Origin of the sequence: Nocardia sp. NPDC101769, from assembly GCF_044766925.1 — a bacterium.
Lineage (GTDB): Bacteria > Actinomycetota > Actinomycetes > Mycobacteriales > Mycobacteriaceae > Nocardia.
This window is the reverse complement of record NZ_JBIWMX010000017.1, coordinates 134445-150175: the sequence shown is the minus strand read 5'-3', so window position 1 is coordinate 150175 and position 15731 is coordinate 134445. Positions and strand designations below refer to the sequence as shown.

Genomic DNA, 15731 nt, shown 5'->3' with positions numbered 1-15731 from the left:
CATGGAGGGCACGAAGTCGGTAAGCGTGATCCCGTGGCGGGCAATGGTTTCGGCGATGTAGCGGGGATCGCGGTGGCCGTCGGGGGTGGCGACCACCAGGGTCGCGCCCGCGCGCAGCGGCAGGAAGTAGCCCCACAGCGAGACGTCGAAGGTGGTGGCGGTCTTCTGCAGGTACACGTCCTGGCCGCGCACGCCGTACTCGGCCTGCATCCAGGCCAGCTGGTTGGCGATGGCGCGGTGGGTGACCGCGACGCCCTTGGGCTTGCCGGTGGAGCCGGAGGTGAAAAGGACGTAGGCCGGGTGGTCCGGGTGCAGGACGGCGCGCCGCTCGCGGTCGCCGATCTTGGCCGCGGAGTACTCCGCCAGCTCCAGCTCGTCGAGGTGATGCAGTGGCACGTCGACGGTTTCGGGCAGGGTGAAGCCGTCGCGGCGGGTGGTGAGCACGGCGTGCGGGCCGGCGGTGGTGAGGATGTGGCCGATGCGTTCGGCCGGGTGGGACGGGTCCACCGGCACGTACGCGCCGCCGGCGCGCAGCACCGCGTACATGGCGACCACCAGCTCCACCGAGCGGGCCATGGCCAGCACCACCAGCGATTCCGGGCCGACCCCGGCGGCGATGAGGTAGCGAGCCAGCCGGTTCGCGCGCTCGGAGAACTCGGTGTAGGTGAGTTCGGTGTCCCCGAAGACCAGGGCGCGGGCGTGCGGAGTGCGCGCCACCTGCGCGTCGAAACCCTGGTGCAGGAACTGATCCGGGACGCGGGAGCCGGTGGCGTTCCAGCTGGAGGTGACGTAGTCGCGCTCGCCGGCGTCCAGCAGTTCGATATCGCCCACCGGCACCGCGGCGTCGGCGGTGGCGGCGCTCAGCAGCCGGGTGAACTTGGCGGCGAACTCGCGCACCGTGTGATCGTCGAAAAGGTCGGTGGCGTAGGTGTACTGGACCCGGTAGCGGTCGCCGTCGGAGACGACGGTCAGCTGCAGGTCGAACTTGGCGATGCCCGGATCGAAGTCCAGTTCCTCGGCGGTCAGTCCCGGCAGCGCGGCGGTGAGGTCGCCGAGGTTCTGCATGAACAGCGCGACCTGGAACAGCGGGTGGCGGTTGCGGGCGCGCGCCGGATTGAGCACCTCCACCAGGCGCTCGAAGGGCACGTCGCGGTGGGCGAAGGCGCGCAGATCCCGGTCGCGCACATGGGCGATCAGGCCGGCGAAGGAGTCGGCGCCGCGCACCTCGGCGCGCAGCACCAGGGTGTTGACGAACATGCCGACCAGGTCGTCGAGGGCCTGGTCGCCGCGCCCGGCGACCGGGGTGCCGATGGCGATGTCGCCGGTGCCCGAGAGCCGAGCCAGCACCGCGGCCAGTGCGGCGTGCAGCACCATGAACGGGGTGGCGCGGTGGGCGGCGGCCACCCGGTCGACCGCGGCGCGCAGGTCGGCGTCCAGCACGGTCTCGAACGAGGTGCCGCGGAAGGTGGACACGGCCGGACGCGGGCGGTCTGCGGGCAGGTCGATCTGAGCGGGCAGATCCGCGAGTTCGCTTGCCCAGAAGGCGATCTGGCGAGAAGCCACCGAGTCCGGATCGGATTCGTCGCCCATCCAGGCCCGTTGCCACAGCGCGTAGTCGGCGTACTGCACGGCCAGCGGCTCGTAGGAAGGCCGCTGACCCGCCTGCCGCGCCACGTACGCCAGCACCAGGTCGCGCACCAGCGGTCCGATGGAGGCGCCGTCGGCGGCGATGTGGTGGGCCACCACCACCAGCGTGTGGTCGCCGGGACCCGAGCGCAGCAGCCGGGCGCGCAGCGGCACCTCGGCGGTGACGTCGAATCCCTGTGCGGCCAGGGCCAATACGGTCGTGGCCAGCTGGTCCTCGGGCACCTCGCGAGGGGTCAGGTCCACCGCGGCAGCGGGCAGCACCACCTGGGCGGGCCCCTGGTCGGCCGTCGGGTAGTAGGTGCGCAGCGACTCGTGGCGCTCGATGACGTCGGCGAAGGCGGCCGCCAGCGCCGCGGTGTCGAGCTCGCCGCGCAGGCGCAGCGCGAACGGCATGTTGTCCACCGCCGACGGATCGAAATCATCGGCGGCCGGGTCGTATTCGCTGCGCGCGAAGTGGTTCAGGAACCACATGCGCTGCTGGGCGGGCGAGAGCGGAATGTGGTCCGGGCGCGGCCCGGCGGTCAGCGCCGGCCGGGGTCCCGGGCCCGCGCCGTCACCCAGCGCCGCCAGCGCGGACACGGTCGGGCGCTCGAAGAAGTCGCGCACGTCCACGGTGACGCCGAGCGACTCCCGGATCCGGGCGATGGCCCGGGTGGCGATCAGTGAGTTGCCGCCCAGGGTGAAGAAGTCGTCGTCCGCGCCGACCACCGTGAGGTCGAGCAGGTCGGCGAAGATGGCCGCGACCGCCTCCTCGGCGGGTGTGGCCGGGGCGCGGTAGGCGGTGGCCGTGTCGGCGAAGACCGGGTCGGGCAGGGCGCGCCGGTCCAGCTTGCCGTTCACGTTCATCGGCATCTCGGGCAGGACGACCAGCAGCGACGGCACCATGTACTCGGGCACGTGCGCCCGCGCGGTGGAAAGCACCGCGGCACTGTCGATTTCGACGCCGTCGGCCGCGACGACATAACCGACCAGTGCCTGCTCGCCGTTCGGGCGGGTGTGCATGAGCACCGCCGCCTGCGCGACGGCGGCGGCGCGGCGCAGCGCGGACTCCACCTCGCCGAGCTCGATGCGCAGGCCGCGCATCTTCACCTGGAAGTCGCTGCGGCCCACGTATTCCAGCTCGTCCGGGCCGCCGTCCACACCGAAGACCCAGCGCACCAGATCACCGGTGCGGTACATGCGATCGCCGGACGCGCCCTCGGGGTTGGGCACGAACCGTTCGGCGGTCAGACCCGAGCGGCCCACATAGCCGCGGGCCAGCTGCGTGCCGGCGATGTACAGCTCCCCGACCACGCCGACCGGCACCGGGCGCAGATCCGCGTCGAGGACCAGCAGTTCGACATCGTCGCCGGGGCTGCCGATCGGAATGATGTCGACATCGGCCGCGGTGACCTCGTGGGCGGTGGCCAGCACGGTGGACTCGGTGGGACCGTACACGTCGAACAGGGTCGCGCCGCTGACGCTGCGGAAGTCAGCGGCGGTGTCGACGGGGACGGTCTCGCCACCGGTGAGCAGATAGCGCAGGGAATCGGGCAGGTCCTCGCCGCTGCGCATGACCTCGCCCACCAGCGCGGCCAGCATCGACGGCACGAAAAAGGCCGTGGTGACCCGTGATTCGCGAATGACGCGCACCAGGTAGGCGGGGTCCAGGTGACCATCCGGTGCGGTGATGACCAGCCGCGCCCCGGTCTGCAGGGGCCAGAAGATCTCCCACACCGACGCGTCGAAGGTGGTGCTGGTCTTGAACAGCACCGCGTCGTCCTCGGTGATCCGGAACTGCCGCTGCTGCCACCGCAGGAGGGCGACGACCGCGCGATGCGGGATGGCCACGCCCTTGGGGCGGCCGGTGGAGCCCGAGGTGAAGATGACGTAGGCCAGGTTGTCCGGGCCCGGCTGGGGCAGCTCGGGATCGTCGGCCGGGGACAGCAGCCGATCACCGTCGATGCCGTATTCCCGTGCATTGCGCTCGAATTCGTCGATGCGCAGCACCGGGGCCTCGACGGCGAAGGCGGGCTGGTCGGCGGTGGTGGTGAGCACCACCGCGGGCTGCGCCACCTCGAGCACGTAGGAGATGCGCTCGGCCGGGTGATCCGGATCGAGGGGCACGTAGGCGCCACCGGCTTCGAGGATGGCGAACATACCGACCATCAGCTCGAAGGAGCGGCGCACCGACAGGCCCACCAGGACATCGGGGCCGACGCCCAGGCCGCGCAGATGCCGCGCGAGAACCGTGACGCGGGTGGCGAATTCGGCGTAGGTGAGCGTCGCGCCCTCGAATTCCATCGCCACCGCGTCGGGGGTGCGCCGCACCTGGGCGCGGAACTGCGTGCTGAGGGTCTCGACCGGCGCCAGCTTGGGGTCGAGGACGTCGGAGCCGGCCAGCACGGCGTCGTCGACCAGCGCCTCCAACGCCGCGGTGAGGCCGCCGGCCTCGCCGCTCATCAGTCCGGGGAGCTGCCCGGACACCACCACCTGCATGAGCGCCTCGGGCTCCAGCGCGCCGCCCATGGCCTCGCTGAGCATGGCGATCTCGGCGGCCAGGGCGCCGTAGGCGATGGTGTCGCCGGCGTCCCGCAGCGCTATTCGGTCGGCGTCCAGCTCGGCCACGACGGCGATGAGACAAGGTAGGTCGCCCACGCCGTAGGCCCGGCGCAAGGCCGTGACCCGTCCGTTCCGGCTGGTGGCGATCGACTCTGCGTAGTGCATCAGAGGCTTCCTTCCGACGTGCTCTCCGAGCGAAGAAACAGGGCCTGCGCGTCCGCGGTGAGCGTGCTCAGGGCCTGTTGGAGTCCAGCCGCGCCGAGAGCGGCCAGAATGCCGGGTACCAATCCGGCGAGTGCCACGTTCACCAGCGCCTCCGGCTTCGCGGCGGCGCCCATGGCGCGGGCGGTGACGGCGATCTTCTCGGCGAGATCCCGATAGGTGACGGTGTGCTCACCGTGGGTGAGGGCGACCGCCTCGGGGGCGGCCGCCGCCGCGGCGGCGAGCAGGGCGGGCAGGTCGGCCGGCTGCTGCTGCGGCGCCGCCGCGTTCGTGTGCGGCACCGCCGCAGTGACCTTGACCGGTCCGCCGCCGGGGCGGCGGGCGCGTTCCGCCTCGGTGCGAATGTCGATGTCGCGCACCGGCGCTTCCGGATCGGCCACCACGGTGTCCAGCACCAGCAGCAGCCGCTGCGCCAGCAGGCGCACACTGTCCGCACCGAAAATGTCGGTGGCGTACCCGAATCGCATGTCCAGGCCCACCACCCGGCCGGCGTCGTCGTGCCGCTCGATGCCGGTGAGCTGGAGGTCGAACTTGGCCTCGGTCAGCTCGGGATCGAGCGCCTCGACGGTGAGTCCGGACAGCGCCGCCGACACCGGCGGCATGTTCTGGAAGGCGAAGGCCACCTGGAACAGCGGGCTCACCGACGCCGACCGGGCCCGGCCGGTGACGGCCAGCACGGCCTCCACCACGCGCTCGAACGGCACATCGGCCTGGGCGAACGCCGCCAGGTCGCGGTCGCGCACCTGCCGCAGCAGATCGGTGAAGGCGAGCTTGCCGTCCACCTCGGCGCGCAGCACCACGGTATTGACGAACATGCCGATCAGGTCGTCCAGCGCCCGCTCGCCGCGACCGGCGAGCGGGACGCCGATCGAGATGTCGCGCTGGCCGGACAGCTTGGCGAGCAGCACCGCGAAGGCGGCGTGCACGACACCGAACAGGGTGGCGCCGTGCGCGCGGGCCAGGGCCGAGAGCCGCTCGAGGGTCTCCGCGTCGACCGCGAAATCGACCGTCTCGCCGAGCATCTCGCGCCGCGCCGGCCGGGGGCGGTCGGTGGGCAACGCCAGCTGCTCGGGCGCGGAGGACAGCTCGTCCATCCAGAAGCGCAGCTGCCGCGACAGCAGGCTGTCCGGATCGGCGTCCGAACCGAGCACGCGGCGCTGCCAGGCGGCGAAGTCGCCGTACTGGATCTCCAGCGGCGCCCAGGCGGGCGCGTCCCCGGCCAGGCGGGAGGTGTAGGCCAGCACCAGATCCCGGGTCATCGGCAGCACCGAGTAGCCGTCGGCGCTGATGTGGTGCACCACCACCAGCAGGACGTGGTCGGCCGGGCCGAGTTCGAACAGCGTCACCCGCACCGGCGGCGCGACGGTGACATCGAAACCGGCCGTGGCCGTCTCGACCAGGCGGGCCTGAATCTCGTTCTCGGACACCGGGACCGTGGTGAACTCGCCGTCGAGCTCACCCAGCTCCAGCACCACCTGCACGGGCTCGCCGTCCACCTCGGGATAGCGGGTGCGCAGAATCTCGTGGCGCTCCAGCACATCCCGCAGGGCCGCGGTGAGCGCGGCCTTGTCGAGCGCGCCGGTGAGCCGGACGGCGGCGGGCACGTTGTAGGCGCCCGACTCCGGGTGCAAGCGGTTGAGCACCCACATGCGCTGCTGGGCCAGCGACAGCGGGGCCGGGCCCGCGTCGGTGCGGCGGGTCAGCGCGGGCAGCAGCCCGGCCGGATCGGCGGTGGCGATCCAGCCCGCCAGCCCGCCCACGGTCGGGGCCTCGAAGAGGGCCGAGACCGGCACGCGCACACCGAGATCCGAGCCCAGCCGAGCGGCCAGGCGGGTCGCCATGAGCGAATTGCCGCCCAGGGCGAAGAAGTCGGTGTCGAGGCCGATCGGGTTGCCCTCGACCGCCCCGATCACCTCCGCGAAGCCCGCGGCGACGGCCTGCTCGAGCGCGGTCACCGGCTCGCGGTAGGCCGCTACGGCGAAGACCGGTTCGGGCAGCCGCGCCCGGTCCACCTTGCCATTGGCGTTCAGCGGCAGGGCATCCAGCACGACCAGCGCGGCCGGGACCATGTAGGTCGGCAGCTCCGCGGCGAGCGCGGCGCGCAGGGCGGCAGACACCTCGTCGCGGCGTTCCTCGGAGGTGCCGGGGACCGCGGCGTAGGCGACCAGCCGGGCGCCCGCGTCGGCGGTGGTGCGGGCCGCGGCGACCGCGGCGCTCACGCCGGGCTGCCGGTACAGCGCGGTCTCCACCTCACCGAGCTCGATGCGGAAACCACCGATCTTGACCTGGAAGTCGGCGCGATCGATGTACTCGAGCGCACCGTCCGCGCGCCAGCGGACGATATCGCCGGTGCGGTACATGCGGCCGCCGGCGAAGGGGTCCGCCACGAAGCGGTCGGCGGTCAGGGCCGGGCGGCCGTGGTAGCCGCGCGCCAGCTGCGTGCCGGACAGGTACAGCTCGCCGGGCACGCCGATCGGGACCGGGGACAGGCGGGCGTCGAGCACGTAGACCCGGCTGTTCCAGGCGGGCGAGCCGATCGGCACCGCCTGGCGGTACCGATCGCGCACCTCGTAGGAGGTGATCGAGACGGCCGCCTCGGTGGGGCCGTAGAGGTTGAACAGCCGTGCGCCCTCGGCATTCTCGCTGTCGGGGTGCCGGTCGAGGAACTCCGCGGCCGTCGCGGCCGGCAGCGCCTCGCCGATGGCCAGCACCGCGCGCACCGAGGCGGGCAGCGGACCGCCCGCCAGCAGCATGCCCAGCAGCGAGGGCACCGGGTGCAGGATCGTGACGGCGTGCGTCTCGATCAGGGCGCGCAGGCGGTCGGGATCGCGTTCGTCGCCCGCGGCGGACACCACCAGGCTGCCGCCGGTGGTCAGCGCGGACCAGAACTCCCACACCGACAGGTCGAAGGTGGCGGGAGTCTTCAGCAGCGCGCGGTCGCCCGCGTCCAGCTCGAAGGTGGCGCGCAGCCAGCGCAACTGGTTGACGATGGCCGCGTGCGGCACCGTCACGCCCTTGGGCAGGCCGGTCGAACCCGAGGTGAAGATGACGTAGGCCGGGTGCTGCGGGCGCAGCGGGCGCACCCGCTCACCGTCGGTGATCGGGGCCGCGGACAGGCCGGACAGCTCCAGCCGGTCCACCTCGAGCACCGGGACCGCGGCCTCGAAGGGCACGCCGTCGGCGGCGGTGGTGAGAACCACTGCCGGAGCGGCGGTTTCGACAATGTAGGCGATGCGGTCGGCCGGGTGGTCCGGGTCGATCGGCACATAGGCGCCACCGGCCTTGACCACCGCGTACATGGCGACCACCAGGTCGATGCCACGGCGCATGGCGAGCACCACGCCGGTCTCGGGGCCGACGCCCGCGGCGATGAGCCGCCGGGCCAGGCGGTTGACCCGGGCGTCGAATTCCGCGTAGGTGAGCTCGATCCCGGTGTGCGCGTCCAGCAGTGCCACCGCGCCGGGATCGCGCGCGACCTGCGCGTCGACCAGGTCCACCAGCGTGCCGGGGGCGACCTGGTGGGCGGTGGCGTTCCAGTCCACCAGCATCCGCCGCCGCAGCTCCGGACCCAGCAGATCGATATCGCCGATCACCCGATCCGGTTTCGCCGCAACGGCTTCCAGCACCCGGGTCAGTGCCGCCAGGAACTCGCGGGCGGTGGCCTCGGTGAACAGATCGGTGGCGTAGGTGAGGGCCAGGTCCAGTCCCGCGGGCGCGCCGGAGTCGAGGTAGCGGTCCCAGGCGTACAGGTGCAGGTCGAATTGCGCTATGTGGGTGTCGAATTCGACCACCGACACCGTTAGCTCGGGCAGCACCAGCTCGGCCTGCTCGAAGTTCTGGAAGGACAGGCCCACCTGGAACAGCGGGTGCCGGGCCTGCGAACGCACCGGGTTCAGCACCTCGACCAGGCGCTCGAAGGGCACGTCGGCGTGCGAGAAGGCGGCGATGTCACCGGCCCGCACCCGGCCCAGCAGCTCGGTGAACGGCGCGCCGGAATCCACCCGGGTGCGCAGCGCCAGCGTATTGACGAACATGCCGATCACGTCGTCGAGACCGCTGTCGCCGCGGCCCGCGATCGGGGTGCCCACCGCGAGGTCGGCCACGCCGGACAGGCGCGACAGCAGCGCACTGGAGGCCGCGTGCACCACCATGAACAGGGTCGCGCCCTGGGCGCGGCCCAATTCGGTGAGCCCGGCGTGCAATTCGGCGTCCAGGCTCAGCTTCAGCTGGCGGCCGCGCAGGCTCTGCCGCGCCGGACGCGGGAAGTCGGTGGGCAGGTCCAGCTGGTCGGGCAGCCCGGCCAGGGTCTCGCGCCAGTACCCGAGTTGCGCCGCCGCCACCGAGGTCTCGTCGTCATCGGAGCCGAGCAGCGCGTGCTGCCACAGCGCGTAGTCCGCGTACTGCACGCTCAGCGGAGCCCACGCCGGGGCGGCGCCCACGCGCCGGGCGTCGTAGGCCACCATCAGACCCCGGACGAACGGGACCACCGAGGAGCCGTCGGCCGAAATATGGTGCAGCACACCGGCGAGCACGTGTTCGCCGGTGAACTCGCCCGCGGCATCCACCAGGCGCAGCAACTCCACCCGGATCGGCACCTCGACGGTCACGTCGAAGACGGTGTTCAGAATTTCCGGAATCCGCACGGCCAGCTCGGATTCGGTGACCTCGATCGCCTTCAGGCCGGCATATGCCCGAGCCACCGGCAGGATCACCTGGGCCGGGCCGTCGGCGGTCTCGGGGTAGACGGTGCGCAGCGCCTCGTGCCGGTCCAGCACGTCACCCAGCGCGTCGGAGAGCGCGGACGCGTCCAGCTCGCCCGAGAGCCGCAGCGCCACCGGCAGGTTGTAGGCGGTGGACTCGCGGTCGAAGCGGTTGATGAACCACATGCGCCGCTGAGCGGGCGAGAGCGGCAGCGAGTCCGGCCGCTCCCCCGCCACCAGCGCGGGCCGCCGGGTCTCGCCGGTACCCGCGAGCACACGCGCGGCCAGCCCGGCCACCGTCGGGTCCTCGAACAGCAGGCGCACCCCGACCGTCGCGTTCAGCAGCGCACCGACGCGCGCCGCCGCCTTGGTCGCCAGCAGCGAACTGCCGCCCAGCACGAAGAAGTCGTCGTCGGCCCCGACCCGTTCCACCCCGAGCAGTTCGGCGAAGACCCCCGCCACCACCTCCTCGGCCATGGTGCTCGGCCGCCGGTAGCCGGCCGACTCGAACTCCGGTGCGGGCAGGGCGTTTCGGTCCAGCTTGCCGTTGGTGGTGACCGGGAACTCGTCGAGCACCACGAAAGCGGCGGGCACCATGTACGAGGCCAACCGGCCCGCCAGGCCCGCGCGGACCGCCGCCGGATCCAGCGGGTCGCCCTGCGACACCAGGTAGGCGACCAGCTGCTCACCGCGGGCCGGGTCGGTGCGCAGCAGCACCACCGACTGGCGCACGCCGGGCAGCGCGGTCAGCGCGGCCTCGATCTCGCCGAGCTCGATGCGGAACCCGCGCAGCTTCACCTGGAAGTCGTTGCGCCCCAGATACTGCACGTCACCGGCCGTGCCCCAGCGGACCAGATCGCCGGTGCGATACATGCGTTCACCCGGGATCCAGGGGCAGGCCACGAAGCGGTCGGCGGTGAGGCCGGGCCGCCCGCGATAGCCGCGCGCCAGCTGGTCACCACCCACGTACAGCTCGCCCGGCACGCCGATCGGGACCGGGCGCAGCCGCTCGTCGAGCACCCACTCCCGCACACCCGAAATCGGGCCGCCGACGGAGACCGGGCCCTGGGCCGGCAGCGGCGCGCTTGCGTTCACGATGATGGTGGTCTCGGTCGGGCCGTAGGCGTCGATGAAGACCCGATCGGCACCGGCCCAGCGCCGCAACAACTCCGGCGGGCAGGCCTCGCCGCCGACCACGACCACGCGCACGTCCGGCACCTCGGCCGGGTCGATGGTGCCCAGCGCGGACGGGGTGATGAGGATGTGGGTGACCCGGTGCGACCGGATCACCGCCGCCAGTTCGGGACCGACCGACGCCTCGGGCGGCGCGACCACCAGGGTCGCGCCCGAGTTCGCGGCGAGCAGCAGCTCCGCCACCGAGATGTCGAACGACGGCGAAGCGACCTGCAACACGCGCGCGTCCGGCTCGGCGAAGTAGTTGCGGGTCTGCTCGGCCGCGAGCGCACGGACACCCTTGTGCGCGAGCAGCACGCCCTTGGGCCGACCGGTCGAACCCGAGGTGTAGATGGTGTACGCGAGGTTGCCGGGGTGCACAGGACGCAGGGGCGTCACCGCGTCCACGGCCTCGCCTGACGACGTCGCGAAATCGTCGAGCAGCAACCAGGACAGCGAATCCGGCAGTCCGGCGCGGACGGACGCGGTGGTCAGACCGACCACGGCCCCCGAGTCCGCCACCATGTACTCCATGCGGTCGGCCGGGTAGGCGGGATCCAGCGGCATCCAGCCCGCGCCGGTCTTGACGACCGACCAGATCGCCAGCACCGTCTCCAGCGTGCGAGGCATCCCGATGGCTACCAGGTCCTCCGGACCCACGCCGCGCTCGATCAGCATGCGCGCCACCCGATTCGAGGCGGCGTCCAACTCTCGATAGGTCAGCTCGCGCGCACCGTCGACCACCGCGATCACATCCGGGCGGGTGGCCACCCCGGCCGCGAGCATGCCCGGCAGGGTCACGCCGGTCGGGGCCGGGCCGCCGGAACGTGTGGTCAGATCGGCGTATTCATGCTCGGAGAGGACCGAGATCGCGTCCAACCCGGCGGCCGGATCCGCGGTGACCGCGGTCAGCAAGCGCACGAAACGGTCGGAAAGGACGTCAATGGTGGCGGGGTCGAACAGATCCGCCGCGAACTCGAACTCGGCGGTCATCCCCGTCGGTGCCGGACCTTCCCCAGGACCGGCACCGACGAAGCTCTCGGTGACCACGACCGAAAGGTCGAACTTGGTCACTCCGGTCTCCAGGGTACCCGTCGTGGCAAGTAATCCAGGCAGTTCGACACCGGTCGGTCCGGGGGCGGCGAACGACAGCAACACTTGGAACAGCGGATGGCGGGCCTGCGAGCGCGGCGGATTCAGCAATTCGACCAGGGTCTCGAATGGCGCGTCCGCGTGCGCGAAGGCGGCCAGGTCGACCTCGCGCACCCGGTACAGGAAGTCCCGGAAGCTCGCCGCGCCGTCGATCTCGGTGCGCAGCGGCACGGTATTGACGAACATGCCGATCAGCTCGTCGAGTTCACGCAGACCGCGGCCACCCACCGGGGTGCCGATGACGATGTCCGATTCACCGGACATCCGCGACAGCAGCAGGGCCATGGCGGCATGCACCAGCATGAAGGTCGAAACACCCTCGGCCCGAGCGGTTTCGGTGACTCGGACGTGCAGTTCGGCGGGCCATTCGAAGACCCGCTTGCCGCCGCGGCCGCTGGCCACCGCCGGGCGCGGACGGTCACCCGCCAGCTCCAGCAGATCCGGCGCACCGGCCAGGGTCCGCCGCCAGAACTCCAGCTGACCGGCAAGCAGCGAGGCCGGGTCGTCGGCCGCGCCCAGGCGATCGCGTTGCCACACCGTGTAATCGGCGTACTGCACCGGCAACTCCGACCAGGTCGGCGCGCCGCCGGCCAGCCGCTCGGTGTAGGCCAGCATCAGGTCGCGCGCCAGCACCGGCAGCGACAGACCGTCCGCGGCGATGTGGTGCAGCACCATGACGAGGGCGTACTCGTCCTGCACACCGGCGGTGAAAACCTGTGCTCGGAAAGGGATCTCGTCAACGAGGTCGAAGCCGCGCGCGGCGATGGCCGCCAGGCGCGCGGCGAGTTCGGCCTCGTCGGCAACCGTCTCGTGGGTCACCTGGACGTCCAGCTCGGCCACCGGGATCACCCGCTGGTGGGCCGAACCGTCCTCCGTCACAGGGAAGACCGTGCGCAGCACCTCGTGCCGGGTCAGTACATCGGTCACCGCCGCGCGCAGGGTCGGCAGATCCGCGGACTCACCGCGCAGCCGCACCACGAACGGCATGTTGTAGCTCGCGGCGGTGACGTCGAAGCGATTGAGGAACCAGATGCGCTGCTGGGCCGGGGACAGCGGGACCCGGGCCGGACGGTTCGCGCCCAGCGCCACCGGCCTCGTCACCGCGGAATCGGCGTCGGCGTCGAGGAATTGGGCGTCGATGACCGCGGCCAGCTCGGCGACGCCGGTCGCGGTGAACAGCTCGCGCAGGGTCAGCCGGCACCCCAGCTCGTCATTGAGGCGCGCCGCCACCTGGGTCGCGATCAGGCTGTTGCCGCCGAGCGCGAAGAAATCATCGGTGCGGCCCACCTGTTCGATGCCGAGCGTCTCGCCCAGTACCCGCGCCACCGTCTGCTCGACCACCGAGCGCGGCGCCTCGTAGCGGTGGGCCATCCGCACCGGCTCGGGCAACGCGGCCCGATCCAGCTTGCCGGAGGTATTGACCGGCAGTTCGTCCATGAGCACGTAGGCGGTGGGCACCATATACGCGGGCAGCGCCCGCAAGGCCGCGGCCTTGAGTCGGGTCTCGTCCAGCGCGGCGCTGGGCACCACGTAGGCGACCAGCTGGTCGTCGCGCACGATCACCACGGCGCGGGCGACCTCGGACAGCTCACCCAGCACCGTCTCGATCTCGCCGAGCTCGATACGCAGACCACGCAGCTTCACCTGGAAGTCGGTGCGGCCCAGGTACTCCAGCTCGCCGCCCTCGGTCCAGCGCACCAGATCGCCGGTGCGGTACAGCCGGCCACCGACCTCCGCACTGTACGGGGCCGCGACGAAGCGTCCCGCGGTCAGACCGGGTTGCGCCAGGTAACCACGGGCGAGCTGAACCCCCGACAGATACAGCTCGCCCGGGGCGCCCGGGGGAACCGGCCGCAGTCGTGCGTCGAGCACGTACAGCCGGGTGTTGAACACCGGCGCGCCGATCGGCACGAATTCGGTGTCCGCGGCCGTCACCTCGTGGAAGGTGACCTCGACCGCAGCTTCGGTGGGGCCGTAGAGATTGTGCAGCGCCGCGCCCGAGAGCGCGCGCAGCCGATGTGCCGTCGCGGCCGACAGCGCCTCACCCGAGGTGAAGACCATCCGCAGCGAGGACAGCGCGCGATCGGCGACACCGGGCTCGGCCTCCAGCCCGGCCACGAACACCTCCAGCATGGAGGGCACGAAATGCGTGACGGTGACCCGGTTCTCGGCGATCACCGACCGCAGGTAGGCCGGATCCCGATGCCCGTCCGGCTGCGCCAGCACCAGCGTCGCACCGATCTGCAACGGCCACATGAATTCCCACACCGACACGTCGAAGGTCACGGGGGTCTTCTGCAGCACCACATCGTCCGGGGTCAGGCCGTAGGTCTCCTGACCGAAGACCATGCGGTTCACCACCGAGGCGTGGCTGACCGCCACACCCTTCGGGCGACCGGTCGACCCCGAGGTGAAGATGACGTAGGCGGCATTGGCGGGCCGCAACGGAGCCAGGCGATCGGCGTCGGTCAGCGGCGTGCCCGAGAAGCCGGACAGCTCCAGCTCGTTCAGGTTCAGCGCGTCGACGGCAGCGTCCAGATCCCGGGTCGACGCGAGCACCAGCGCGGGCTGTGCGCTGGCGAGAATGTGGCCGGTGCGCTCAACCGGATGATCCGGATCCAGCGGCACGTACGCGCCACCCGCGGCCTGCACCGCGTACATCGCGATCACCAGTTCCGGGGACCGGCGCAGATGCAGCGCGACCCGCGTCTCGGGGCCGATGCCACGCGAGATCAGATAGCGCGCGAGACGATTCACCCGATCGGCGAATTCGGCATAGGTCAGGTCCGGCGTGCCCGCGAAACGAAGCGCGGTCGCGTGCGGCGTCCGCGCCGCCTGCGCCGCGAACATCGACGCCAGGGTGCCCTCCGCCACCGGATGTGCGGTGTCGTTCCAGGTCCGCAGCACCGTCTCGCGCTCCGCGGCGGTGGCCACCTCGACACCCGCGAGCGGCGTCGCCGAATCCAGTTCGACCAGTCGCTCCAGCAGGTCCAGGAAGCGGGCGTGGTGGGCGCGAATCTCGCTGTCGCTGTAAAGGTTCGGGTTCACCTCGATGTTCAGGTGTACCCGGTCGTTGTCGCCGTAGAAGACATTGAGGTTCATGTCCTCGATGGGCGCGGACGACAGCGGATGCAGCCGCGCGGTGACGTCGCCGAACTCGATCCGGTTGTGGAACAACATGATGTTGACCGCCGGACCGAACAGGCTGCGCAGCGGCGGATTGCCCTCGCGCTCGGCATCCCGGTGGATATCCTCCTGCCGATAGCGCTGATGACGCAGCGCGCCGGAGAGCTCGACGCGGGTGGCGTGCAGCAGTTCGGCCCAGGTGGTCTCGGCTCGGACCGACATGTGCATCGGCACGATATTGGCCAGCATGCCCACCGAATTGCGCAGCATGGCGGTGGTGCGCGCGGCCACCGGCAGGCTGATGCCCACCTCGTCCTTGCCGGTCATCCGGGACAGGTACACCGCGAAGGCCGCTACCAGCACCACCGGCAGACCGGAATCGTGCTGGACGCCGACCTCGTGCATGCGCTCCTGCAGGCCCTCGGGCAGCGCCGAACCGAACAGGCGGTTGAGGGCGGCGTGCGGCGCGGGACGCGCGTTGAGCGTGGTGGTACCGCCCAGGCGACGGGTGCGCTCGATCCAGTACTCGCGGTCGGACTGGAAGCGGGTGCTGTCGCGGTAGTCCAGCTCGGACTGCACAACGTCTTGCAGCGCACCGACTTTCACCGTCGCGGGCTGCTCGCCCCGGGACAGCGCGGTGTAGCGCTTGGCCGACCACTGCATGACGTTCATGGCGGCGTAGCCGTCGCCCACGATGTGGTGCGCGCGCACGAACCAGAACCAGCGGCGGTCGGCGATGCGAATGACGGTGGGCGCGAACAGCACATCGGTCAGGACGTCCACCGGACGGACCATCTCGGCGCGCATCCATTCCCGAGCCGCCGCAATGGGATCCGGCTCGGCGCGCAGGTCCAGGAAGGTGGTCGGGTCCGCGTCCGCGTCGAGGTCGAAGTACTGGTGCGGGCGGCCGTCGATCTCGACGAATCGCAGCTGGGAGGTGCGCCAGATCACGACGCCCTCGCGGTTCACGCGGACCAGCAGGTCCAGGTCCCAGTCGCCATCGATATCGACGTACTGCGCCATATTGATCGGCACGTCCGGCTCCAGGAGTTGGGCGTACCAGACGCCCACCTGCCCGGGCCCGAGTGGGAACGGGGCCCCCCGGCCCTCCGATTCGTTCGACCTCGACACGTCGCGCGACTCGAAACCACCCAACTCCGCACCCTGCAC

At 71.5% G+C, this 15731-nt stretch carries 2 protein-coding genes (1 of these 2 only partly in view); both read right to left on the bottom strand.

The features are described 5' to 3' along the window. On the bottom strand, positions 1-4353 hold the 5' end (the start) of the coding sequence (locus ACIRRA_RS25665) for a non-ribosomal peptide synthase/polyketide synthase (RefSeq protein ID WP_402772797.1). Its footprint begins 14742 nt before the window's first position; the window shows 4353 of its 19095 coding nt (coding positions 1-4353); it begins with the start codon at positions 4351-4353; its stop codon lies beyond the left edge, outside the window. Further along, positions 4353-15731: an amino acid adenylation domain-containing protein gene (locus ACIRRA_RS25660; RefSeq protein ID WP_402772794.1), complete on the bottom strand. Its 11379-nt coding sequence runs from the start codon at positions 15729-15731 to the stop codon at positions 4353-4355. Before ACIRRA_RS25660 ends, ACIRRA_RS25665 begins: the two co-directional genes overlap by 1 nt.